The organism is Pseudomonas sp. GM74 (genome assembly GCF_000282455.1).
Lineage (GTDB): Bacteria > Pseudomonadota > Gammaproteobacteria > Pseudomonadales > Pseudomonadaceae > Aquipseudomonas.
The window spans coordinates 1-22517 of sequence record NZ_AKJG01000060.1 but is presented as its reverse complement, the minus strand read 5'-3'; the positions used below and the strand labels follow the sequence as shown (position 1 = coordinate 22517).

Annotated in this window: 18 protein-coding genes; 14 read left to right on the top strand and 4 right to left on the bottom strand. The window is 61.7% G+C overall.

From position 1 onward, the window contains the following. Positions 1–18: 18 nt before the first annotated feature. The 13 genes from PMI34_RS13830 to PMI34_RS13890 all read left to right on the top strand — a co-directional run bounded on the left by PMI34_RS13830 (position 19) and on the right by PMI34_RS13890 (position 15886). Positions 19–1188, top strand: coding sequence for an alginate biosynthesis protein Alg44 (locus PMI34_RS13830; protein WP_008050137.1), 1170 nt, complete (start codon positions 19–21; stop codon positions 1186–1188). 9 nt (positions 1189–1197) lie between these two features. Beyond that, entirely contained in the window at positions 1198–2709 is a 1512-nt protein-coding gene (gene algK / locus PMI34_RS13835; protein WP_177318808.1) for an alginate biosynthesis TPR repeat lipoprotein AlgK, read from the top strand. Then, positions 2706–4190 (top strand): alginate export family protein, encoded by a 1485-nt coding sequence (locus PMI34_RS13840; protein WP_008050135.1) that lies wholly within the window; start codon positions 2706–2708, stop codon positions 4188–4190. Before algK ends, PMI34_RS13840 begins: the two co-directional genes overlap by 4 nt. A 26-nt stretch (positions 4191–4216) precedes the next feature. After that, positions 4217–5791, top strand: coding sequence for a mannuronan 5-epimerase AlgG (algG, locus tag PMI34_RS13845; protein WP_008050134.1), 1575 nt, complete (start codon positions 4217–4219; stop codon positions 5789–5791). Positions 5792–5801: 10 nt separating this feature from the next. After that, a complete protein-coding gene (locus PMI34_RS13850; RefSeq protein ID WP_008050133.1) occupies positions 5802–7265 on the top strand; it encodes an alginate O-acetyltransferase in 1464 nt (487 codons plus the stop codon). A gap of 8 nt (positions 7266–7273) precedes the next feature. Continuing rightward, positions 7274–8395, top strand: a complete 1122-nt coding sequence (locus PMI34_RS13855) for a mannuronate-specific alginate lyase (RefSeq protein WP_008050132.1) — start codon at positions 7274–7276, stop codon at positions 8393–8395. Between the two features lie 214 nt (positions 8396–8609). Beyond that, positions 8610–10175, top strand: a complete 1566-nt coding sequence (locus PMI34_RS13860) for an MBOAT family O-acyltransferase (RefSeq protein WP_008050131.1) — start codon at positions 8610–8612, stop codon at positions 10173–10175. Positions 10176–10186: 11 nt separating this feature from the next. Then, the gene (locus PMI34_RS13865; protein WP_008050130.1) at positions 10187–11362 is read left to right on the top strand and encodes an alginate O-acetyltransferase; all 1176 of its coding nucleotides are present in this window, start codon (positions 10187–10189) and stop codon (positions 11360–11362) included. Positions 11363–11376: 14 nt separating this feature from the next. Then, complete coding sequence (locus tag PMI34_RS13870) at positions 11377–12033, top strand: alginate O-acetyltransferase AlgF (RefSeq protein WP_008050128.1); 657 nt, start codon at positions 11377–11379, stop codon at positions 12031–12033. 253 nt (positions 12034–12286) lie between these two features. Continuing rightward, on the top strand, positions 12287–13738 hold the full coding sequence (locus tag PMI34_RS13875; RefSeq protein ID WP_008050127.1) for a mannose-1-phosphate guanylyltransferase/mannose-6-phosphate isomerase: 1452 nt from the start codon (positions 12287–12289) through the stop codon (positions 13736–13738). 290 nt (positions 13739–14028) lie between these two features. Then, entirely contained in the window at positions 14029–14493 is a 465-nt protein-coding gene (locus PMI34_RS13880) for a hypothetical protein (RefSeq protein WP_008050125.1), read from the top strand. 34 nt (positions 14494–14527) lie between these two features. Beyond that, positions 14528–15352 carry an SDR family oxidoreductase gene (locus PMI34_RS13885; protein WP_008050117.1) on the top strand — a complete coding sequence of 275 codons (825 nt, stop codon included), beginning with the start codon at positions 14528–14530 and terminating at the stop codon, positions 15350–15352. Positions 15353–15487: 135 nt separating this feature from the next. Next, the gene (locus PMI34_RS13890) at positions 15488–15886 is read left to right on the top strand and encodes a DUF4440 domain-containing protein (RefSeq protein WP_008050115.1); all 399 of its coding nucleotides are present in this window, start codon (positions 15488–15490) and stop codon (positions 15884–15886) included. 148 nt (positions 15887–16034) lie between these two features. Here the strand turns inward: PMI34_RS13890 and PMI34_RS13895 are convergent, their stop codons facing one another. From PMI34_RS13895 to PMI34_RS13910, 4 genes are all read right to left on the bottom strand, one after another. Then, positions 16035–16898 (bottom strand): efflux RND transporter periplasmic adaptor subunit, encoded by an 864-nt coding sequence (locus tag PMI34_RS13895; protein ID WP_008050114.1) that lies wholly within the window; start codon positions 16896–16898, stop codon positions 16035–16037. Positions 16899–16922: 24 nt separating this feature from the next. Next, positions 16923–17123, bottom strand: a complete 201-nt coding sequence (locus PMI34_RS13900) for a DUF1656 domain-containing protein (RefSeq protein ID WP_008050113.1) — start codon at positions 17121–17123, stop codon at positions 16923–16925. Next, a complete protein-coding gene (locus tag PMI34_RS13905; protein WP_008050112.1) occupies positions 17113–19305 on the bottom strand; it encodes an FUSC family protein in 2193 nt (730 codons plus the stop codon). The genes PMI34_RS13900 and PMI34_RS13905 overlap by 11 nt, the downstream gene beginning before the upstream one ends. A 138-nt stretch (positions 19306–19443) precedes the next feature. Then, positions 19444–20943 carry an efflux transporter outer membrane subunit gene (locus tag PMI34_RS13910; protein WP_008050111.1) on the bottom strand — a complete coding sequence of 500 codons (1500 nt, stop codon included), beginning with the start codon at positions 20941–20943 and terminating at the stop codon, positions 19444–19446. 331 nt (positions 20944–21274) lie between these two features. Between PMI34_RS13910 and PMI34_RS13915 the strand changes: the two genes are divergently transcribed. Then, the gene (locus PMI34_RS13915) at positions 21275–22243 is read left to right on the top strand and encodes a LysR family transcriptional regulator (protein WP_008050110.1); all 969 of its coding nucleotides are present in this window, start codon (positions 21275–21277) and stop codon (positions 22241–22243) included. Positions 22244–22517: the final 274 nt, after the last annotated feature.

The following is a 22517-nucleotide window of genomic DNA, read 5'->3' as shown; positions in this document are numbered from 1 at the left end:
ACTAGGAAAACGCCCCCTATGAATACCGCCGTCAACGCCAACGTAGTGCATGAATCCGAAGCCCAGCGCCAACACGCCCGCGTGAAAATCCCGGCCAAGCTGCGTTTCTTCGGCCCCGACCGGACACCGGTCGAAGCCCGGGTGATCGACCTGTCCGCCGGTGGCCTGGCATTCAACGCCGGTCAATTGCCGCTGAAAATCGGTGACGTGTACAAGGCCCGCCTGCAATTTCTCATCGACAACCTCGGCCTGGCCATGGACGTCGAATTGCAGGTCCGCTCCTTCGATCGCGAGACCGGACGCGCCGGCTGCCAGTTCCAGAACCTGGAACCACGGGACATCTCGACCCTGCGCCACCTGATCACTTCGCACCTGGCCGGCGACATCGTCAGCGTGGGTGAAATGCTCGCGACCCTGCAGCGCGACAACTTCACCAAGGCGCGCAAGATGAAGGACGGCGGCCACGGCATGACCGCGTTCGGCCGCATGAAAGCCGTGACCTTCAGCCTGGGGATCTTCGTTGTCGGTCTGGCTGCTTTCGGTTTTGTTTTCAAATCGGTGTACGGCATGTACTTCGTCAGCCACGCCCAGGCCGGTCTGGTCAGCGTGCCGGGCGTGAACATCACCATGCCCCGCGACGGCACCGTACAGAGCCTGGTGAAAGCCGACGGCGTGGCTGCCAAGGGCGCACCGCTTGCGACCTTCAGCACCAGCATGCTCGACGTGCTCAAGGGCCATCTGGACGAAGACCAACTGCAACCGGCCAAGGTTGCGGAACTGTTCGGCAAGCAGATGACCGGCACCCTGACCTCGCCTTGCGACTGCACCGTGGCCCAGCAAATGGTCGCCAACGGTCAGTACGCCAGCAAGGGCGACGTGATCTTCCAACTGGTCCCGCGGGGCGGCGAAGCCAATGTTGAAGCGCGCTTCTCCTATCGCCAGTTCAGCGACGTGCGCCCGGGTACTTCGGTGCGCTTCCAGATCGCCGGCGAGGACAAGAGCCGCACCGGCAAGATCGTCAGCAGCACCAGCCTGAAAAGCGCCGATCTGTCTTCGGACATCCGCGTGCTGATCCAGCCGGACGAAACCCTGGACAGCTCCCTCGCCGGCCGCCCGGTGGAAGTGAACAGCGACCGTGGCCCGAACCTGAACTGGCTGATCGACAAAGCCATGGCTGTCGGTCTTTAAGTCGAGGACATGCCTGTGACCATTATCAGTCTGTTGAAAACGCCGCGATCCCTGTGGGAGCTGGCTTGCCAGCGATCGGATCACTGCGGTGTTTCTGACGAACCGCGTCAAGCGAATCGCGGGCAAGCCCGCTCCCACAGGGGACATGTGGTGTGCTCGCTGGCGTTGGCAGTCAGTCTCGCCGGTTGCGCCGGCCTGCCCGACCAGCGCCTGGCCAACGAAGCGCTCAAGCGTGGCGATACCGCCACCGCCGCGCAGAATTACCGGCAACTGGCAGACCTGGGCTACAGCGAAGCACAGGTCGGCCTGGCCGATATCCAGGTCGACAGCCGTGACCCGGCGCAGATGAAACAGGCTGAGGCGACTTACCGCGCCGCGGCCAGCGTTTCGCCCCGCGCCCAGGCACGCCTCGGTCGTCTGCTGGTGGCCAAGCCCGGCTCCACCGAAGCGGAACAACACGAAGCCGAAACCCTGTTGAAAAAAGCCGCTGCGGCAGGCGAAGGCAACACGCTGATCCCGTTGGCGATGCTGTACCTGCAATACCCCCACAGCTTCCCCAACGTGAATGCCCAGCAGCAGATCAGCCAATGGCGTGCCGAAAACAAACCGGAAGCCGGTTTGGCGCAGGTGCTGCTCTATCGCACCCAGGGCACCTACGACCAGCATCTGGATGACGTGGAAAAAATCTGCAAAGCCGCGCTCAACACCAGCGACATCTGCTACGTCGAACTGGCCACGGTCTACCAGAAACAGGCCAAGCCAGAGCAACAGGCCGAGCTGATCAAGCAGATGCAAGCGGCGCACGCCCAAGGCACCGTTTCGGCGCAGCGCGTCGACAGCGTCGCCCGCGTGCTCGCCGACGCGTCCCTGGGCAAGACCGACGAGAAAACCGCGCAGTCGCTGCTCGAACCGATCGCACCGGGCTACCCGGCGTCGTGGGTCACCCTCGCGCAATTGCTCTACGACTTCCCGGAACTGGGCGACGTCGACCAGATGATGAAGTACCTGGACAACGGCCGCGCCGCCGACCAGCCCCGCGCCGAGCTGTTGCTGGGCAAACTCTACTTCGAAGGCAAACTGGTGCCGGCCGACGCCAAGGTCGCCGAAGCGCACTTCCAGAAAGCCGTCGGCCGCGAAGTCGCTGCCGATTACTACCTCGGCCAGATCTATCGCCGTGGCTACCTGGGCAAGGTCTATCCGCAGAAGGCACTCGACCACCTGTTGACCGCTGCGCGCAACGGCCAGAACAGCGCTGATTTCGCCATTGCCCAACTGTTTTCCCAAGGCAAGGGCACCAAGCCTGACCCGCTGAACGCGTACGTCTTCAGCCAACTGGCCCTGGCCCAGAACACGCCGCAAGCCACCGAGCTTGCGCAAACAATCCAAACGCAATTGCCGCCCGACCGGTTGGCCGAAGCCCAACGCCTGTTGAAACAAGAACAGGCCGTGCGCGGTGCACTGAGCCCGAACACGCCGGAACTGCATGCCCTGCAAGAAGAAGATGGCGAGGAATCCCAATGAAGTTGAATCCATTCATGAAGGCCGGAATCGGCCTGACATTCGCGCTGATCTGGTCTTGCCCGACGCTTGCTGCGATGACTGAAGAAACCAAGAACTTCGGCCTGGACGTGAAAATCACCGGCCAGTCCGAAGACGACCGCGACCTCGGCACCGCACCTGGCGGCGACGTCAACGGCGTCGGCCTCGACCTGCGTCCATGGGTCTACGGCGAAAGCGGCGCGTGGAGCGCCTACGCCATGGGTCAGGCGGTGACGTCCACCGACATCATCGAGACCGACACCCTGCAACAATCCGATGGTGCCGAGAACACTGACAACAATGATCGCCAGACCAAGAAAAACTACCTGGCCATGCGTGAGTTCTGGGTCGGCTACAGGGGCTTCACGCCCTACCCCGGCGAGATCCTGAAGTTCGGTCGCCAGCGCCTGCGCAACGACGACGGCCAATGGCGCGACACCAACATCGAAGCCCTGAACTGGACCTTCGACACCACCCTGCTGCGCGCCAACGTCGGTATCGCCGAACGCTTCAGCGAGTACCGCACCGACCTCAAGGAGCTGTCGCCGCAAGACAAGGATCGCCTGCACGCCTACGCCGATGCCGCGTACCAGTGGACACCTGGCAACTGGGTCGGCATTCGCGGTCACCACACCCATGACAACGGCAAGCTCGACTACCCGGAGCCGGGTGTGCCGACGGACTCGCTGGACAAGAAACAGAACGGCGACATCAGCTGGCTCGGCCTGACCGCCGACAGCGACGCCTACAACTGGCGCAATACCAACACCGTCAATTACTGGGGCAGCATCACCGGCATGAGCGGCGACATCGACAAGGTCAACCCGCTGAACGCCGATGGCACGTCGCCGACTGAAGCCAAGCGCGGTGAAAACCTCAACGGCTGGGCCACCGATGTCGGCGTGCGTTTGCGCCTCGATCCGCAATGGCAAGTCGGTGCCGCCTATGCCCGCGCCAGCGCCGAGTACGAACAGAACGGCCTGGAAAGCAACCGCTCGAACTACACCGGCACCCGCTCGCGCGTGCACCGTTTCGGTGAAGCCTTCCGTGGCGAAATGAACAACATGCAGAGCGCCACCCTGTTCGGTTCGTGGATGCTCAACGACGAGTACGACGCCAGCCTGATCTACCACAAGTTCTGGCGCGTCGACGGCAACAAGCCGGTCGGCAGCAATGGCATCAACGCCGTCGAGAACAACACCGACGATGTGACCGGCGCGATCCTCTCCAGCACTTCGCTGCCGCTGAACGATGGCGAAAAAGACCTCGGTCAGGAAATGGACCTGGTGGTCACCAAGTACTTCAAGCAAGGCCTGTTGCCGGCGTCGATGAGTCAGGCGATCGATGAGCCTTCGGCCCTGGTGCGCTTCCGTGGCGGCGTGTTCAAGCCGGGCGATGCGTACGGCAAGGAAGTCGATTCGTACATGCACCGCGCGTTCGTCGACGTGATCTGGCGCTTCTGATGCACATTGCGAAGGGAGTCTCCCAGATGAATCATCCAGCCCGAAAAGGCTCGATCAGCCTGTTGGCCGGCGCGATGCTGCTGGCCAGCGCGACTGCCTTCGCCAATGTGGAACCGGCGAAGCCGGCAACCACGGCCAAGGAACTGCAACAGGCCAAGACCTACACCGTCAGCAGTGCACCGACCGCTCCGCTGGAACTGGCCAAGCCGAAACTGCCGGACGTTTCCGGCTACACAGCCGAAGCCATCGCCGCGAAGATCGTGCGCAGCAAACCGGGCAAGATCAGCCTGCGCCGGATGATGCAGGAAGACGCCCTCAAGGACTTCATCGGTGGCGACAACAAGATGGCCGAGTGGGTGGTGCGTCAGCACGGCATTCCCCAGGCGATCTTCGTCGACGATGGCTACATGAACCTCAAGGACCTGGCGAAAAAGGTCCCCAAGCAATACTTCAGCGAAACCTCGCCGGGTGTGTACCTGGCGAAGTTGCCGATCGTGGTCGGTCGTCACGGCATCCTGGAAATCGACAAGCAGACCCAGGAACTGCGCCTGTCCCAGGAGGCCGGTGCGTTCCTGGTCAACGACGGCCAGCTGTTCGTTCGCGATACCAAAATCACTGGCTGGCGGGAGAAGGACAACGGCCCGGCGACGTTCAACTCGCCGAAGGAATTCCGTCCGTTCCTGCTGTCCTGGGGCGGCACCGAGACCTACATCGCCAACAGCAAGATCGCCAGTTTCGGCTACGCCAACAGTAAGTCCTACGGCGTGAGTATTTCCCAGTACACGCCGAACATGGCCAAGGTGCTCAAGCGCCCTGAACCGACCGGCTGGATCGTCGGCTCCGAATTCTCGGACATGTGGTACGGCTTCTACTGCTATGAAACCCGCGACTTTGTGGTCAAGGGCAACACCTACAAAGACAACATCGTCTATGGCATTGACCCGCACGACCGTTCCCATGGTCTGATCATTGCCGACAACACGGTGTATGGAACGAAGAAGAAACACGGGATCATTATTTCCCGTGAGGTCAACGACAGCTTCATCTTCAACAACCGCAGCTACGACAACCACCTCTCGGGGCTGGTGATCGACCGTAACAGCGTGAATAACCTGATTGCCCACAACGAGATCTACCAGAACCACACCGACGGCATCACCCTCTACGAGAGTGCCGACAACCTGCTGTGGGGCAACCGCGTGTTGAGCAACAAGCGCCACGGCATCCGCATTCGTAACAGCGTGAACATTCGCCTGTACGAAAACGTCGCAATGGCCAACGGCCTGACCGGCGTCTACGGCCACATCAAGGACCTGAGCAACACCGACCGTGACATCAAGCTCGACCCGTTCGATGCCCAGGTGTCGCTGATCGTGGTCGGCGGTGAGCTGGCGGCCAACGGCAGCGGCCCGCTGTCCATCGACTCGCCGCTGAGCGTCGAGTTGTATCGCGTGTCCATGCTCGCACCGACCAAATCCAGCGGCATCAGCTTCACCGGCATCCTCGGCGAGCGCCAGGATGAAATTCTCGACCTGTTGGTGCGCCAGCAGAAAGCCGTGCTGATCGACCCCGTCGAACGCCAGACCGAAATGCGGGACTGAGGATAATCTTATGCACCCACACTTGATCAAATTACTCAGCCTGTCGGCCCTGACCGCCGGCATTCTCGCGGCGAGCGGCGGCGCGCGTGCCGATGAAGCTGCCAGTACAGCAAGCCCACCAAAATTCACTGCCGAACCGTGCTGCAGCCTGTGCCCGGCCGCCCACGATCCGAAGAACTACACCACCCGTTATCAGCAGAACTTCACCACGCTGGTGCAAGCCCAGGGTGACTGGCTGTTCCGTACGCAAGAAGACTTGCGCACCGAATTCGACACCACGCCCGCCGGCTACAAACGCATGAAGCAACTGCACGATGCGTTCAAGAGCAAAGGCGTGGAACTGGTTGTCGTCTACCAGCCGACCCGTGGCCTGGTGAATCGCAACAAGCTCAACCCGGCGGAGAAAGCCAGCTTCGACTTCGACAAGGCGCTGAGGAACTACAAGTCCATGCTCGGCCGTTTCGCGCAGATGGGCTACGTCGTCCCGGACCTGTCGCCGCTGACCAACGAGTCGTTGCCCGACACCCTGCCCGCCCACGATTTCTACTTCCGTGGCGACCAGCACTGGACCCCGTACGGTGCCCAGCGCACGGCGAAAATCGTCGCCGAGAAGGTCAAGCAATTGCCTGAGTTCGCCGACATTCCCAAGCGCGAATTCGAGACCAAAAAGTCAGGTCGCATGGGCAAGACCGGAACCTTGCACAACATGGCCGGTCAACTCTGTGGCACCAGCTACGCGATCCAGTACATGGATCAGTTCACCACCGAGCCGAAGGGCGAAGCCGGCGATGGCGATCTGTTCGGCGACTCCGGCAACCCGCAAATCACCCTCGTGGGTACCTCCCACAGCGGCAAGAACTACAACTTCGCCGGTTTCCTCGAAGAGGCCATCGGCGCCGACATTCTCAACGTGGCGTTCCCCGGTGGCGGCCTGGAAGGCTCGATGCTGCAGTACCTGGGCAGCGACGAGTTCCAGAAGAACCCGCCGAAGATTCTCATCTGGGAATTCTCGCCGCTGTACCGCCTCGACCAGGAAACCATCTACCGCCAGATGATGGCGCTGCTGGACAACGGTTGCGAAGGCAAGGATGCACAGATGTCCGGCAGCGCCACGCTCAAGCCGGGCAAAAACGAGTTGATGGTCAACAGCAAGAACATGGACCTGCGCAACGCCAGCCACCAGGTCGACATCCGCTTCGCCGACACTTCGGTGAAAACCCTGCAAGCCACCCTCTGGTACATGAACGGTCGCCACGAGGACATCAAGATCGACAAACCGGAAACCTCCGAGACTGACGGGCGTTTCGCTTTCGAATTGCGCACGGACGAAGACTGGGCCTCGCAGAACCTGCTGGCCGTCGAAGTCCAGGGCCCGGAACAAGCGGGTGCCGCGCCACAGAAAGTCGAAGCGAAAATCTGCAAACGCAACGTATTCCCGGGCGCCGAACAGCGTACTGCTTCGGTCGGGCAATGAGGTCTGCTATGCGCTATCCGAAATTTTCAACACTGTTGGCACCGACGCTCTTGAGCCTGGCGATGTTCGCCGGGGCCACGCAAGCGGCGGCGCCACTGCGTCCACCCCAGGGCTATTTTGCGCCTGTGGATAAATTCAAGACGGGCGACAAGAGCGAAGGCTGCGATGCAATGCCTACGCCGTACACCGGTTCGTTGCAATTTCGCAGCAAGTACGAAGGTTCGGACAAGGCCCGCGCGACCCTGAACGTGCAGTCGGAAAAAGCCTTCCGCGAAAGCACCGCCGACATCACCAAGATCGAGCGCGGCACCAGCAAGCGCGTGATGCAGTTCATGCGTGACGGTCGCCCGGAACAGCTGGAATGCGCACTGAGCTGGCTGACGGCCTGGGCCCAGGCCGATGCCTTGATGTCCAAGGACTTCAACCACACCGGCAAGTCGATGCGCAAATGGGCGCTGGGCAGCATGGCTTCGGCGTATATCCGCCTGAAGTTTTCCGACTCCCACCCCCTGGCCACCCATCAACAGCAAGCCCAGTTGATCGAAGCCTGGTTCAGCAAGATGGCCGACCAGGTGGTCAGCGACTGGGACAACCTGCCGCTCGACCAGACCAACAACCACTCGTACTGGGCCGCCTGGTCGGTAATGGCCACTTCCGTCGCCACCAACCGCCGCGACCTGTTCGACTGGGCAGTGAAGGAATACAAGGTGGGCGCCAACCAGGTCGACGCCGAAGGCTACCTGCCCAACGAACTCAAGCGCCAGCAACGGGCCCTGGCCTACCACAACTACGCCCTGCCGCCTCTGGCGATGATCGCCAGTTTCGCCCAGGTCAACGGCGTTGATTTGCGTCAGGAAAACAACGGCGCACTCAAACGCCTGGGTGACCGGGTGTTGTCCGGGGTGAAAGACCCGGATGAGTTCGAGGAAAAGAACGGCAAGGAACAGGACATGACCGACCTGAAGGAGGACATGAAATTCGCCTGGCTCGAACCGTTCTGTTCGCTCTACACCTGCTCGCCCGAGGTGCTGGCGAAGAAGCACAAGATGCAACCGTTCAAGACCTTCCGTCTTGGCGGTGACCTGACCAAGGTCTACGACCCGGCCAATGAAAAGGGCAAGGGTTCTTAGACCAAACACAGATTCCCTGTGGGAGCGAGCTTGCTCGCGATGACTGAGTGTCAGTCGACATCGATGCTGAATGTCAGACCGCAATCGCGAGCAAGCTCGCTCCCACAGGGTTAGTTGTCAGCTGTGAGATGTGAGTTATGCCCCCCGAATTTCTGTGGGGGGTTTGGGGGGGCCGTTGGCCCTTGACTGTTGGTTCAAACAAGGAGAGACCGGGATGGTTTTTTCATCCAACGTGTTCCTGTTTTTGTTCTTGCCGATCTTCCTCGGCTTGTACTACCTGAGCGGGCAACGCTATCGCAATCTGCTGCTGCTGATTGCCAGTTACGTGTTCTACGCCTGGTGGCGTGTGGACTTCCTCGCGCTGTTCGCCGGCGTCACGCTGTGGAACTACTGGATCGGCCTGAAAGTCGGTGCCGCCGGGGTCAAGACCAAACCGGCACAGCGCTGGCTGCTGCTCGGCGTGGCCGTCGACCTGTGCATCCTCGGCTACTTCAAGTACGCCAACTTCGGCGTCGACAGCATCAACGCGATGATGACGTCGGTGGGTCTTTCGCCTTTCATCCTGACCCACGTGCTGCTGCCGATCGGGATCTCGTTCTACGTCTTCGAGTCCATCAGCTACATCATCGACGTCTACCGTGGCGACACCCCGGCGACCCGCAACCTGATCGACTTCGCGGCGTTCGTGGCGATCTTCCCGCACCTGATCGCTGGCCCGGTGTTGCGTTTCCGCGACCTGGCCGACCAGTTCAACAACCGCACCCACACCCTCGACAAGTTCTCCGAGGGCTGCACGCGGTTCATGCAGGGTTTCATCAAGAAAGTCTTCATCGCCGACACCCTCGCGGTGGTGGCCGACCACTGCTTCGCCCTGCAAAACCCGACCACGGGCGATGCCTGGCTCGGCGCCCTGGCGTACACCGCGCAGCTGTATTTCGACTTCTCCGGCTACAGCGACATGGCCATCGGCCTGGGCCTGATGATGGGTTTCCGTTTCATGGAAAACTTCAAGCAGCCGTATGTCAGCCAGTCGATCACCGAGTTCTGGCGGCGCTGGCACATCAGCCTGTCGACCTGGCTGCGTGACTATCTGTACATCACCCTGGGCGGCAACCGCAAAGGCACGCTGATGACCTATCGCAACCTGTTCCTGACCATGCTGCTTGGTGGTCTGTGGCACGGCGCGAACATCACCTACATCGTCTGGGGTGCGTGGCACGGCATGTGGCTGGCGATCGAGAAAGCCATCGGCCTGAACACCTCTCCACGCAGCTTCAACCCGATCCGCTGGGTACTGACCTTCCTGCTGGTGGTGATGGGCTGGGTAATCTTCCGCGCGGAAAACCTGCACGTCGCCGGGCGCATGTACGGCGCGATGTTCAGCTTCGGCGACTGGTCGCTGTCGGAACTCAACCAGGCCAGCCTCACCGGTCTGCAAGTGGCGACCCTGATCGTGGCCTACGTGACCCTGGCGTTCTTCGGCCTGCGGGATTTCTACACCAATCAGCCTCCGGTCAAGACCAAGCCTGCGGTGAACGTCGACGCCGACGGCCCGGCCGCTGCGACACCGGGAACGATCAAGGCCGTGCCTGGGGATAACCCGGCGAGCATCCACCAGCCTGGCTACACCGTCGGCGTCGAAGCCCAGGTGCAACCGGCCTACTGGACCGCTGACTGGTCGCGTTACGTGATGCGTGCGCTGGTGCTGCTGCTGTTCATCGCCTCGATTCTCAAACTCTCGGCGCAAAGCTTCTCGCCGTTCCTTTACTTCCAGTTCTGAGGGATCTGACCATGACCCGCTCATTACGCATCTTCTACATCGCGCTGTTCCTGGTGACCCTGCTGGTACTCGGCCTGTGGTCGGTGCGCAGTTTCTTCGGCTTCAGCACCAACGCCGATGCGACGGTGCTCAACGGTCGCTGGACCAAGGCCGTGGAAACGCACTACGACGACGAGTTCCCGATCAAGCGCCTGGGCACCAACCTCTGGGCCGCACTGGATTTCAAACTGTTCAACGAAGGTCGTCCGGGCGTGGTGCTCGGTCGCGACCAGTGGTTGTACAGCGATGAAGAATTCCACCCGGTGGTCAACGAAGAATTGAACCTGCAAGGCAACTACGCGCTGGTCGAAGGCGTACGCCAGACCCTGAAGGAAAAAGGCGTGCAACTGGTGATGGCGGTAGTACCGGCCAAGGTGCGCCTGTACCCGGAACACCTCGGTGAAGTGAAACCGGCGAGCATCCACGCCAACCTCTACAAGGACTTCCACCAGCGCCTGGCCGACGACCGGATTGCGGCCCCTGACCTGCTTGGCCCGCTGCAACAGGCCAAGCAGGATGGCCAGCAAGTGTTCCTGCGCACCGACACCCACTGGACGCCGCAAGGCGCCGAGATCGCCGCCAACCTCCTGGCCCGGACCATTGCCGACAAGTACCCGCTGAGCGGCGAGCCGCAGCGTTTCGTCACCGAACCGGCTGAGACCATCACCCACAAGGGTGACCTGCGTCTGTTCCTGCCACTGGACCCGCTGTTCGAAAACCTGATGCCTGAACAGGAGCAGTTGCAAAAGCGCAATACGGTCGCGGCTGAAGATCAGCCCGCCGGCGACGACGCTCTGTTCGCCAACACCGAAGTGCCGGTGGCCCTGATCGGCACCAGCTACAGCGCCAACCCCAGCTGGAATTTTGTGGGTGCGCTCAAGCAAGCGCTGAACAGCGACGTGGTCAATTACGCCGAAGACGGCCATGGCCCGATTCTGCCGATGCTCAGCTACCTCAAGAGCGATGCCTTCAAGAACAGCCCGCCACAGGTGCTGATCTGGGAGTTCCCCGAACGATATCTGCCCGTGAACAACGAAATCGGCGACGCCGACCCGCAGTGGGTCGCAGAGCTTAAACAAGCCGGCGCCCGCCAACAAAACGTAGCTGCAAACACTAAATCCGAGACGCCCGACCGGGCGCAAAACTGAAAGAGAGGTACACCATGACTTTCACTACAAATCCTCGTCGTCTCGCTAAAAGCTTTGCCCTGGTTGCCGGCCTCAGCGTGCTGTCGGTACAGGCTTTCGCCGCTGGCGACGCCGCCCTGTACGGCCCGACCGCGCCGAAAGGCTCGACCTTCGTGCGTATCTACAACGCCAGCAACGCCGAAGTCAGCGCCACCGTCGGCAGCACCAACCTGAGCGATGTAGCGCCACTGTCGAGCAGTGACTTCAGCTTCATGCCGGGCGGCGACTACAGCGCCAAGGTCGGTAGCCAGAGCCTGCCGGTGAAACTGGCCGGCGACCACTATTACACCTTGGTCAACAACGCCAGCGGCGCACCGCAATTGATCGAAGAGCCGCCGTTCAAGAACAAGCAGAAGTCCCTGGTACGCGTACAAAACCTTAGCGACAAGGCGCTGACCCTGAAAACCGCCGATGGCAAGACCGACGTGGTCCCGAACGTTGCGCCCAAGGGTCGCGGCGAGCGTGAAATCAACCCGGTGAAGGTCAGCCTGGCCTTGTACGACGGCACCACCAAAGTCGGCGACGTGAAACCGGTCGCCCTGGAACGCGGTGAAGCCGCGGTGCTGTACGTCACCGGCAGCGGCAGCAGCCTGTCGCCGGTCTGGGTGAAACGCCCGGTGTCGACGCGCTGATGAATTCGTCAGGTCGATGATGCCCCTGTAGCAGCTGGCGAAGCCTGCGTCCGGCTGCGCAGCAGTCGTCAATCCAGGCAACCGGTCTTTCTGCATGACCGCCTTGTCTGGATTGACGACGGCTGCGCCGCCGAACGCAGCCTCGCAGGCTCGGCAGCTGCTACGGGTGACCCGATCTGGCTACGGAACAAAAACAAGAGTGAAACGACAGAACGCAGTAGCTCTAACCAATCGATATTCAAGGAGTAACAACATGATTCCGGTGATCTTGTCAGGTGGTAGTGGCTCACGTCTTTGGCCGCTTTCCCGCAAACAATTCCCTAAGCAGTTCCTGGCCCTGACCGGCGAACACACCCTGTTCCAGCAAACCCTGGAACGCCTGGTGTTCGAAGGCATGGACTCGCCAATCGTGGTCTGCAATAAGGACCACCGCTTCATCGTCAACGAGCAGTTGGCGGCACGCAAGCTGGAATCCCAGCGCATCCTGATGGAGCCGTTCGGTCGCAACACCGCGCCGGCCGTGGCCCTGACTGCGATGATGCTGGTCAATGAAGGTCGCGACGAGCTAATGCTGGTGCTGCCGGCCGACCACGTGCTGGAAGACCAGAAAGCCCTGCAACGCGCCCTGGCCCTGGCTACCGTCGCCGCCGAAAACGGTGAAATGGTGTTGTTCGGCGTGCCGGCCACCAAACCGGAAACCGGTTATGGCTACATCAAGTCGACCAACGACTCGCTGCTGCCTGAAGGCGTCAGCCGCGTCTCGCACTTCGTGGAAAAACCCGACGTGAAGCGCGCCACCGAGTTCGTCCAGTCCGGCGGTTACTTCTGGAATAGCGGCATGTTCCTGTTCCGCGCCAGCCGGTTCCTGGAAGAGTTGAAGAAGCACGATCCGGACATCTACGACACCTGCCTGCTGACCCTGGAACGCAGCCATCAGGATGCCGACACCATCACCTTCGACGAAGCCACCTTCGCCTGCTGCCCGGACAATTCCATCGACTACTCGGTGATGGAAAAAACCCAACGCGCCTGCGTCGTGCCGCTGACCGCCGGCTGGAGCGATGTCGGCTGCTGGTCGTCGCTGTGGGAAGTCAATGAAAAAGACGCCAACGGCAACGTCACCAAAGGCGACGTGGTGATCCAGGACAGCAAAAACTGCATGATCCACGGCAACGGCAAGCTGGTGTCGGTGATCGGCCTGGAAAACATCGTCGTGGTCGAAACCAAGGACGCCATGATGATCGCCCACAAGGACAAGGTCCAAGGCGTGAAGCAGATGGTCAACACCCTCAACGAACAGGGCCGCACTGAGACCCAGAACCACTGCGAGGTCTACCGTCCGTGGGGCTCCTACGACTCGGTGGACATGGGCGGGCGCTTCCAGGTCAAGCACATCTCGGTCAAGCCGGGTGCGTGCCTGTCGCTGCAGATGCACCACCACCGCGCCGAGCACTGGATCGTCGTCAGCGGCACCGCCGAGGTGACGTGTGATGAGAACGTGTTCCTGCTGACCGAGAACCAGTCGACCTACATTCCGATCGCTTCGGTTCACCGTTTGCGCAACCCGGGCAAGATCCCGTTGGAGATCATCGAAGTTCAATCCGGCAGCTACCTGGGCGAAGACGATATCGAGCGGTTTGAAGATATCTACGGGCGCTCCACTCCGGTTGAGCGTGGCGTGGCCGTGAAAACCATCGCGCAGTAACGCTCAATAAAAAAAGAAGCCCTCGTCCAGCCTGCTGCGTTCCCTATCCGCAGCAGGCTGGGCGGGGGCTTTTTTTGCACTGTTTTTTTGTAGTGCCTCGACTGGGCTCTTCGCGAGCAAGCCCGCTGCCACAGTGGACCAAGCCGAGCACAAAATCTGTGATCAACCCAATACCCTGTGGGAGCGGGCTTGCCCGCGAAGGGGCCGTTCAGCACACCTCCGAATCGCCCATCGCCAACCCTACCTGCGCTTAGGTAGGATGACCCTCTCTACTCCCGAGATTTCGTGTCATGTTCATCGGCGTCCTGCTGGTCATCACCTGGCTGATCCTGTTGCTGCGCTATCCGGCCAAGGCCTTGCCCGTCTCCCTGGCGGCTGCCGTGGGGCTGGGCATCGTCGCCACCTGGGTCATCTGGATGGACCACCACGAACTCAAGCAACTGCAACGCCTGGAGTTGCGCATCACTTACGCACCACAACAATGTCCCGCTGACCGCCCATTGCAATTGACCCTGAACAACGGCAATGACGTGCCGCTAACCGAACTGCGCTGGCGAGTCGCGGCTTATGCACCGGGCGATACGGTGAACCTGGCCGACAATCAATACAGCGCCCCGCGCTATCGTGGCCCCGGCGAACTGCAGGCCGGAGGCAACTGGGAAGATTGCTTGCCGCTGCCGCCATTGCGCCCTGGCTACCGTCCGGAAACCCTGGAGTTTCGCGCCGAGCGATTGCAGGGCAGCTTTTCCGACTGACCTCTCCCCCATTTTTTTGCACAAGGAATGCGCCATGCCCATTGCGTTGATTACCGGTTGCTCCAGCGGCATTGGCCGCGCCCTTGCCGACGCGTTCAAGGTCGCCGGCTATGAAGTCTGGGCCAGTGCGCGCAAGGCCGAAGATGTCGCCATGCTGAGCGCTGCCGGATATACCGCCGTGCAACTTGACGTAAACGACGGTGTTGCCCTTGAGCAATTGAGCGAGCGCATCAACCAGGAACGCGGTGGTCTCGACGTACTGATCAACAACGCGGGTTATGGCGCCATGGGACCGTTGCTCGATGGCGGCGTGCCGGCCATGCAGCGCCAGTTCGAAACCAATGTGTTCGCCATCGTCGGCGTCACCCGCGCGATGTTTCCCGTGCTGCGCCGGACCAAAGGATTGGTCGTGAATATCGGCAGCGTTTCAGGTGTGTTGGTCACGCCATTCGCCGGTGCCTACTGCGCCTCGAAAGCCGCCGTGCATGCCTTGAGCGATGCCTTGCGCATGGAACTGGCGCCGTTCGGCGTGCGGGTCATGGAAGTGCAGCCCGGGGCCATCGCTTCCAGCTTCGCCAGGAATGCCGGGCACGAAGCCGAGCAACTGATCAGCGAACAATCGCCGTGGTTTCCGCTGCGCGAAGGCATTCGCGCCCGGGCCAGGGCTTCCCAGGACAGACCGACCCCGGCCAGTGAGTTTGCCGCCGGATTGCTCAAGGCCGTGCAGCAAGCCAAACCGCCACGGCTGGTCCGCCTGGGCAATGGCAGCCGCGCGTTGCCGCTGATGGCCAGTTTGCTGCCCAAGGGTTTGCTCGAATCCGGGCTGATGAAACGGTTCGGGCTGCGTGGGCAGCTCTGACACCGCGTCATCGTTATTCGCGGGCAAGCCCGCTCCCACAGGTCATGCGCAGATTTTGAAATAGCGCTAATCCTGTGGGAGCGGGCTTGCCCGCGAAGGCGTCAGAACAGACACCACAGAACTTCAGGAAACAACATGACCGACTACACCGAATACTTCGACGAAGTGATCCAGGCCCACGTGGCCATCGAACAATGGCTGGCCGAGGAACGCGACGCGTCCGAACTCGAAGAACTGCTGACACGTTTTTCACCGCAGTTCTCCATGGTCTCGCCGCTCGGCCGGGTGCTGGACTTTGACGCGCTGAACGAACTGTTCACGCTGGCGGGCGGCAAGAAACTCGGGTTCAGGATCGAGCTCAGCGAGTTGCGTGGGATCGCGTTGTACGAGGGTGGCGCCACCGTGAGTTACCGCGAACAACAGACCGATGCGACCGGGTTGCACTCGGATCGTCGCTCCACCGTGGTCTTCGAGAAGCACGCCGATGGCCGGGTGATCTGGAGGCATCTGCATGAGACGTTTTGCAAGGAGTGAAGCGCTGCCTTATACCCGCGGAACCGAGTCGTTCCCATCGCGGGCAAGCCCGCTCCCACAGGGATCTTTGGTGTGAATGCTATTTAGGTAACACAGCAGATATTTGTGGGAGCGGACTTGCCCGCGATGGGGCCACACGGTCTGCAAGTCATGCCCCTCCCTCCTGCTTCACCACCACCGTACAAGTAATCCCCGCCGCCAACAGCACCCCCTCCGGCACTTCATCGATGTGAATCCGCACCGGCACCCGCTGCGCCAAACGCACCCAGTTAAACGTCGGGTTCACATCCGCAATCAGCTCTCGGCTCTCCGGGTTGTCGCGGTCATAGATGCCGCGCGAGATGCTTTCCACATGGCCCTTGAGCACTTCGCCGCTCATCAGTTGCATGTCGGCCTTATCGCCGACGCGCACATGGGGCAGTTTGGTTTCTTCGAAGAAGCCGTAGACCCAGAACGAGTTCATGTCGACCACGGCCATTTTCGCCTCGCCGATGCGCGCGTAGTCGCCGCGATGCACGTTGAGGTTGGTGACGTAACCATCCACCGCCGCACGGACTTCAGTGCGTTTGAGGTTGAGTTGCGCGGCTTCCAGTTGCGCCTGGGCCTGTTGGTAATCGGCCAGGGCCGAGTCGGCGAGGTTGCTGGCGTCGTCACGGTTTTCCCGGGAGATCACCAGGTTGTCCATATCGGCGCGACGATGGGCGTTGACCTTGCGCATCTCCCAGGTTGCCTTGCGCGATGCCACCAGACTCTGTGCCTGTTTCACCGCGAGACGGTAGTGCTCGGGGTCGATCTGCATCAGCAATTCACCCTTCTTCACCAGCTGGTTGTCGCGCACCGGCACGTCCACCACTTCACCGGTGACGTCGGCGGCGACGTTGATGATGTCGGCCCGCACGCGGCCGTCACGGGTCCACGGCGTGTTCATGTAGTGCTCCCACAAGGAGCGGCCGATCCACAGCGCAAGGGCCAGCACCAGCAAGGTCGCGAGCAGGCTGAAAAACTTTTTCATCGGGGCATTCTCAGTGATAGAGAGTCAACGGTAGACAGTCAGCGCCAACGCGCCGAACAGACAGGTAAACAGGCTCAGGCGCAGCAACGCCGGATGCCAGAAAAAACGGTACAGGTCGAACCCGGACAGGAACCGGTCCAGCGCCCAGGCAAGCAGAGCCGCGATGAAAAACATCAGGGTCATGGTTGGCATGTACACGCCGTGGAAGGCGATTTCACGAGGCATGTTCAAGTCCTTTGGGCTGGCTGCTTGCGAAGGCAGCGAGCGGTGATTGCGGATCAAGCAGCGAGGTGCGGATGAAGTGCAGGTAGCTCTTCACCCGGCGCAACGCCGAGGTATCGAAGTGCGGGGCGAAGGGTTCGTCGGTGGACTGCACACGGCTGATCGCGTGATCGACGGCAATCAGCGCGCGTTCCAGGTTGCTGCTGTTCGGTTGCAGGAACAGCCGCACCAGCGCCCGCCCCATCACCCGGATCGCCTGGCGCCACGGCCGGGATTCGGCATAGGCCGGATGCACCGGCAGAATCGCCTGTTCCTTGCGCAACTCGATGATCCCGTGGCCGACTTCCAGCACCACGAACATCCAGCGCAACAAGTCCCGCTGCACCTGCGGTTGGCCCGCCGCGAAGCCGTAGGCCTGATGCACCAGGTCGCGGGTGCGGCTTTCGAAACTCGACGCCAGCCCCTTGAGCTTGCCGCTGATGGCGTACACCACCTGACCGCGCAGGTCCTGCTCCAGCCGACGCCACAGCCAGCGGCTGTTGGGCGGCAGAATGATCGCCCCGGCCGCCGCGCACACCAGCATGCCCAGCACCATGGCGATGTAGTCGTTGATGAAGGTGTAGGGGTTGTAGACCGTGAGGTTGTCCGGCACTGAACCGGTGCTGAAGAAGATCAGCAAGCCCAGGCCGACACCGACGTACTGCGGCCGCGAAGTCAGGAACGAGCCGAGTACGATCACCGGTGCGAGCATCACGCACAGCAACGGAAATCCATCGATCCACGGAAAAATGAAAAACATCTCGACGAAGCCGATCAGCGCTCCGAGCAACGTCCCGCACGCCATCTGAAAGGCCATGCGTTTCGGGTTCGGGGTGGCGGCGGACAGGCCCACGGTCGCGGCCGCAATCAGGGTCATGGTCGCGCCGCTCGGCCAGGCGGTTGCCACCCAATAGCTGCCCAATACCACCAGAATGAACGCCGCGCGTATCCCCGATGCTGCCGCTGCCATCCAGTTGGTTTGCGGAGTGAACGGCTCGTCCCAGCGCTCCCGTTCGTGACTGTGATCGGCCAGGGAAGCGTGGGTCTGTGCATAACTGTGCAGGTCGTCGACGAAGCGATAGAGCAGTTCGTACGCCGTATGGAAGTCCAGCAGTTCGTCGTCGCTCGGTTCGCTCTCCTGAAAGATCGCCCGCAGGCTGCGCACCCGCGCCGGCAACCCTTCCTTGTAGGCGCTCAGCACCGTGACCAGACGCGCTGCATCGGCGCTGGTCAAGGCACGCCCGCTGAAGCCGTCGAGCAGCTCGGCGAGGTCCTGCAAGCCGGGTTTGATCGCCTCCACCACCTGGTCCGCCGCGCTGCTGCGCAGGCGTTCGAGCAACTGGTGCAAGGCGTTGAAGCGCGTGGTGATGCCCATGAATTCGCTGTTCAGGCGACTGAGACGGCCATTGCGCCGACGCATGTGCGGGTCTTCGAAAACAGTAACGCTGCGCAAGCCTTCCAGGCCCACGGCTTCGGCGATAAAACGCACGTTGCCGGCCTCGAACGCCTCGCGCTGACTGCGGCCGCGCAAGCCGTCGGTCACGAACAGGGCGAACACGCCAAAGCGCTGGTACAACGCATTGCGCATCGCCGCGCTGGCCGATTGCGGCAGGATGGCGGCACTGATCAGTGTCGAACAGAGAATGCCCAACGAGATTTCCAGCACCCGCCAGACCGCCGCCATGAACGCACCCTCCGGATGGGCCAGCGCGGGCAAGCCGACCATCGCCGCGGTGTATCCGGCGAGTACGAAACCGTAGGCGCGAAAGTTGCGGCAGCGGGCAGCGCCGGCCGTGCAGATACCGACCCAGATCGCCAGCGAACCGAGGAACAGTTCAGTGTTCTGCGCAAACAGGGCGATCAGCGCGACCATCACCGCCGACCCGGCCAGGGTGCCGAGAAAACGATAGAAACTCTTGGCGAACACCTGGCCGCTTTGCGGCTGCATGACGATGAACACGGTGATCATCGCGGTACGCGGTTGCGGCAGCTCCAGGCGCATGGCCAGCCACAGCGTGAGGAACGCCGCGATCAGCACCTTGAAGATGTAGACCCAGGTCACGCCGTCGCTGCGTGCCCAGTCGAAGAAACCCCGACGCCATTCCAGGGAGTACAGGCAGCGCAAGGGTGCGGGCAAGGGAGTCATCAAATCCTGCTCAATAAATTCCAGTGAAAACCGGAACCTGTGGGAGCGGGCTTGCTCGCGAAGAGGGAGTATCAGGCGACAAAAGTGTCATCAGACACACCGCCTTCGCGAGCAAGCCCGCTCCCACAGGTCTTGTGTTCAACGCAAAAGGCTCGGGGTTTTCGGTGCCTGGGTCTGTTTGGCGTTCGGCACGTCGTTGCCGGCACCGAGACCACCGCCCAACGCCGTCACCAATTGCGCATGGGCGCTCAAACGCGCCGCCTGAACCTGCTGTTGCACTTGCTGCTGCTTGAACAGCAGGGTCTGGGCATTGAGCACGTTGAGGTAATCGGTCAGGCCACGCTGGTAGGCGATCATCGCGATGTCGTAGGTCTTCTGCGCAGTGGCCACCGACTCGGCGGCGAAAGCCTGTTGCTTGTCCATGGACTCGCGGCGGATCAACTGGTCGGAGATGTTTTTCAGGGCATTGACCAGGGTCTGGTTGTACTTGGCCACGGCGATGTCATACCCGGCCGAGGCTTCACCCAACTCTGCACGCAGGCGCCCGCCATCGAAGATCGGCAACGAAATCGCCGGCCCCACGCTGTAGTTGAGCTTCTTGCCGGTCAAGAACTCCAGGGCCCCGCCGCCGGTGGCCATGTAGCCGAGGCTGCCGACCAGATCGACGTTCGGGTAGAAACCGGCATGGGCAACATCGATGCCCCGCGCCTGCGCCGCCACTTGCCAGCGGCTGGCGACCACGTCCGGGCGTTGGCCGAGCAATTGCGCTGGCAGCGACGACGGCAGTTTCAGCGGTGCACCCAGCGACAGCGTTGGCCGCTGCAACTGCGCGCCCTCCCCCGGCCCCTTGCCGGCGAGGGCGGCGAGCTGGTTGCGGCTCAAGGCGATTTCTTCGTCGAGGGCGTCGATCTGGCGATGGGTTTCCGGCAGCGGCGTCTCGGCCTGGCTGACTTCGAAATGGGTGCCGATGCCACCATCCAGACGCTTTTGCGCCAGCTCGAGAATCTGCTGTTGCTGCTTCAAGGTCGCTTCGACGATGTCCCGCTGGGCGTAATGCAACGACAACTCGATGTAGACCCGTACGATATTGTCTTGCAATTCGAGCTGGGCCTGGCGCGCTTCGGCGACGCTCATGTGCGCCATGTCCACGGCGCGCTCGGTGACATTGCTTTCGCGGCTCCAGAGGTCGAGGGCATAGCTGAAACCCAGCGCCGCGTTATTGTCCCAAGTGGTGCTGTTGGCCAGCTCACCAGGGCCATAGAACTGGTCGGTAGGCCAGTTGTGACGCTTGAGGGTGGATTCGCCATTGATCTGCAGCGACCCGGCCGCTTCGGCCACGCCGGCCATGGACCGGGCCTGACGCACCCGGGCGGCGGCCATGGCCAGGGTCGGGCTGCCTTGCAGAGCGAGGTCGACCCAGCGGTTCAGTTGCGGGTCGCCATAGGCTTGCCACCATTGTGAGGTGGGCCAGTGCGCATCCTGCGCGGCGCTCTGGATCGCTTCGTCAGTGGCCAGTGAATTGGCCTCCAGCGCCTTGCCCTGTGGGGCAATACCTCCGGTTCCGATGCAGCCGCTGATTGACAGGGTTAAAGCCAAAACACTGAGCGGCTGAAGCGCTCTGCTGATGCGACGCGGCACTGCTGCGATTTCCTGAAAATAGGGGGAGGCATGAGATTTTCTGGAAACCGGAGATCCGCTTTTGTGGGAGCGGGCTTGCTCGCGAAAGCGGTCTGTCAGTCAACATCGCTGTTGAATGTGATGCCCTCTTCGCGAGCAAGCCCGCTCCCACAGGTTATGCGGTGGGTCGAGCCCCGGTTGCCCAAGTTGCGCAATTCTATGGGGCGGCCTGAAGGGCGATAAGCCGGGATTCCTGTGAATCTTTGTTACCGTTAACGAGATAATCCGTAGGTAGGGGTCACCGCCCCCGAAACTTCGTGTCACAATTTGCCATCGCACCCGAGAGCACCCCATGGACACTTTGCAAAACATGCGCGCCTTCAGTTACGTGGCCGAAGCCGGCAGCTTCACCGCCGCCGCCGTGCAACTGGACACCACCACGGCCAACGTCTCGCGCGCGGTCTCCAACCTGGAAGCCCACCTGCAAACCCGCCTGCTCAACCGAACGACCCGCCGCATCGCCCTGACCGAAGCCGGCAAGCGTTACCTGTTGCGCTGCGAACAGATCCTGGCCTACGTCGAAGAAGCCGAGGCCGAAGCCAGCGACGCCCACGCCCGCCCGGCCGGGCAACTCAAAGTGCACACCATGACCGGCATCGGCCAGCACTTCGTGATCGACGCCATCGCCCGCTACCGCAAGACCCACCCGGACGTGACCTTCGACCTGACCATGGCCAACCGCGTGCCGGACCTGCTCGACGAGGGTTACGACGTGTCCATCGTCCTCGCCAGCGAACTGCCGGATTCGGGTTTCGTCTCCCAGCGCCTGGGCATCACCTACAGCATCGTTTGCGCCTCGCCGGCCTACGTCAAAACCAACGGCTGCGCACAAAAACCCAGCGACCTGCTCAACCACGCCTGCCTGCGCCTGGTCAGCCCGGTGATTCCGCTGGAGAAATGGGCCTTCGACGGTCCCGATGGCCAGGAAATGGTCACCATCAACAGCTCACCCTTCCTGGTGAACTCCGCCGATGCCATGAAATCCGCGATCATCAGCGGCATGGGCGTTGGCGTCCTGCCGCTGTACGCCGCGATAGAAGGCCTGCGCAACGGCACACTGGTGCGCGTCATGCCCAACTACCGCTCGCAAGAACTGAACCTGTATGCGATCTACCCGTCGCGCCAGTACCTGGATGCGAAGATCAAGACCTGGGTCGAGTATTTGCGCGGATCGTTGCCGGAATTGCTGGCGGCGCACCAGGCGGAATTGGCGGCGTATGAACTGAGCGGGAGCCTGGGTGGGGTTCGGGTGGCGAACTGAAAATCTCTCAGCTCACAGATTGATCCCTTGTGGGAGCGAGTACATCTGCAAGAGGTTGGTTGGCTGGCAGGCCGCCTTCGCGGGCAAGCCCGCTCCCACAGGTACTGTGTACACCGAACCAGACAATCAGGCCGGCCGGTAGGCCGCCTCGGGCGCTTTTGCGGTGCACGCCCCCTCGAGAGGCCGAGCGGAGGTTCTGCGTAGTGGGCAACCCGGCATGGATGCCGGGTTAGCCGCCCCCGGCCATGGATGGCCGATGGCGGCGGGCCCACGG

Bases quoted from the DNA above. Each gene is read 5' to 3' on its own strand.
- PMI34_RS13830 (WP_008050137.1), top strand. From the start codon at position 19: ATGAATACCGCCGTCAACGCCAACGTAGTGCATGAATCCGAAGCCCAG.
- algK (WP_177318808.1), top strand. From the start codon at position 1,198: ATGCCTGTGACCATTATCAGTCTGTTGAAAACGCCGCGATCCCTGTGG.
- PMI34_RS13840 (WP_008050135.1), top strand. From the start codon at position 2,706: ATGAAGTTGAATCCATTCATGAAGGCCGGAATCGGCCTGACATTCGCG.
- algG (WP_008050134.1), top strand. From the start codon at position 4,217: ATGAATCATCCAGCCCGAAAAGGCTCGATCAGCCTGTTGGCCGGCGCG.
- PMI34_RS13850 (WP_008050133.1), top strand. From the start codon at position 5,802: ATGCACCCACACTTGATCAAATTACTCAGCCTGTCGGCCCTGACCGCC.
- PMI34_RS13855 (WP_008050132.1), top strand. From the start codon at position 7,274: ATGCGCTATCCGAAATTTTCAACACTGTTGGCACCGACGCTCTTGAGC.
- PMI34_RS13860 (WP_008050131.1), top strand. From the start codon at position 8,610: ATGGTTTTTTCATCCAACGTGTTCCTGTTTTTGTTCTTGCCGATCTTC.
- PMI34_RS13865 (WP_008050130.1), top strand. From the start codon at position 10,187: ATGACCCGCTCATTACGCATCTTCTACATCGCGCTGTTCCTGGTGACC.
- PMI34_RS13870 (WP_008050128.1), top strand. From the start codon at position 11,377: ATGACTTTCACTACAAATCCTCGTCGTCTCGCTAAAAGCTTTGCCCTG.
- PMI34_RS13875 (WP_008050127.1), top strand. From the start codon at position 12,287: ATGATTCCGGTGATCTTGTCAGGTGGTAGTGGCTCACGTCTTTGGCCG.
- PMI34_RS13880 (WP_008050125.1), top strand. From the start codon at position 14,029: ATGTTCATCGGCGTCCTGCTGGTCATCACCTGGCTGATCCTGTTGCTG.
- PMI34_RS13885 (WP_008050117.1), top strand. From the start codon at position 14,528: ATGCCCATTGCGTTGATTACCGGTTGCTCCAGCGGCATTGGCCGCGCC.
- PMI34_RS13890 (WP_008050115.1), top strand. From the start codon at position 15,488: ATGACCGACTACACCGAATACTTCGACGAAGTGATCCAGGCCCACGTG.
- PMI34_RS13895 (WP_008050114.1), bottom strand. From the start codon at position 16,898: ATGAAAAAGTTTTTCAGCCTGCTCGCGACCTTGCTGGTGCTGGCCCTT.
- PMI34_RS13900 (WP_008050113.1), bottom strand. From the start codon at position 17,123: ATGCCTCGTGAAATCGCCTTCCACGGCGTGTACATGCCAACCATGACC.
- PMI34_RS13905 (WP_008050112.1), bottom strand. From the start codon at position 19,305: ATGACTCCCTTGCCCGCACCCTTGCGCTGCCTGTACTCCCTGGAATGG.
- PMI34_RS13915 (WP_008050110.1), top strand. From the start codon at position 21,275: ATGGACACTTTGCAAAACATGCGCGCCTTCAGTTACGTGGCCGAAGCC.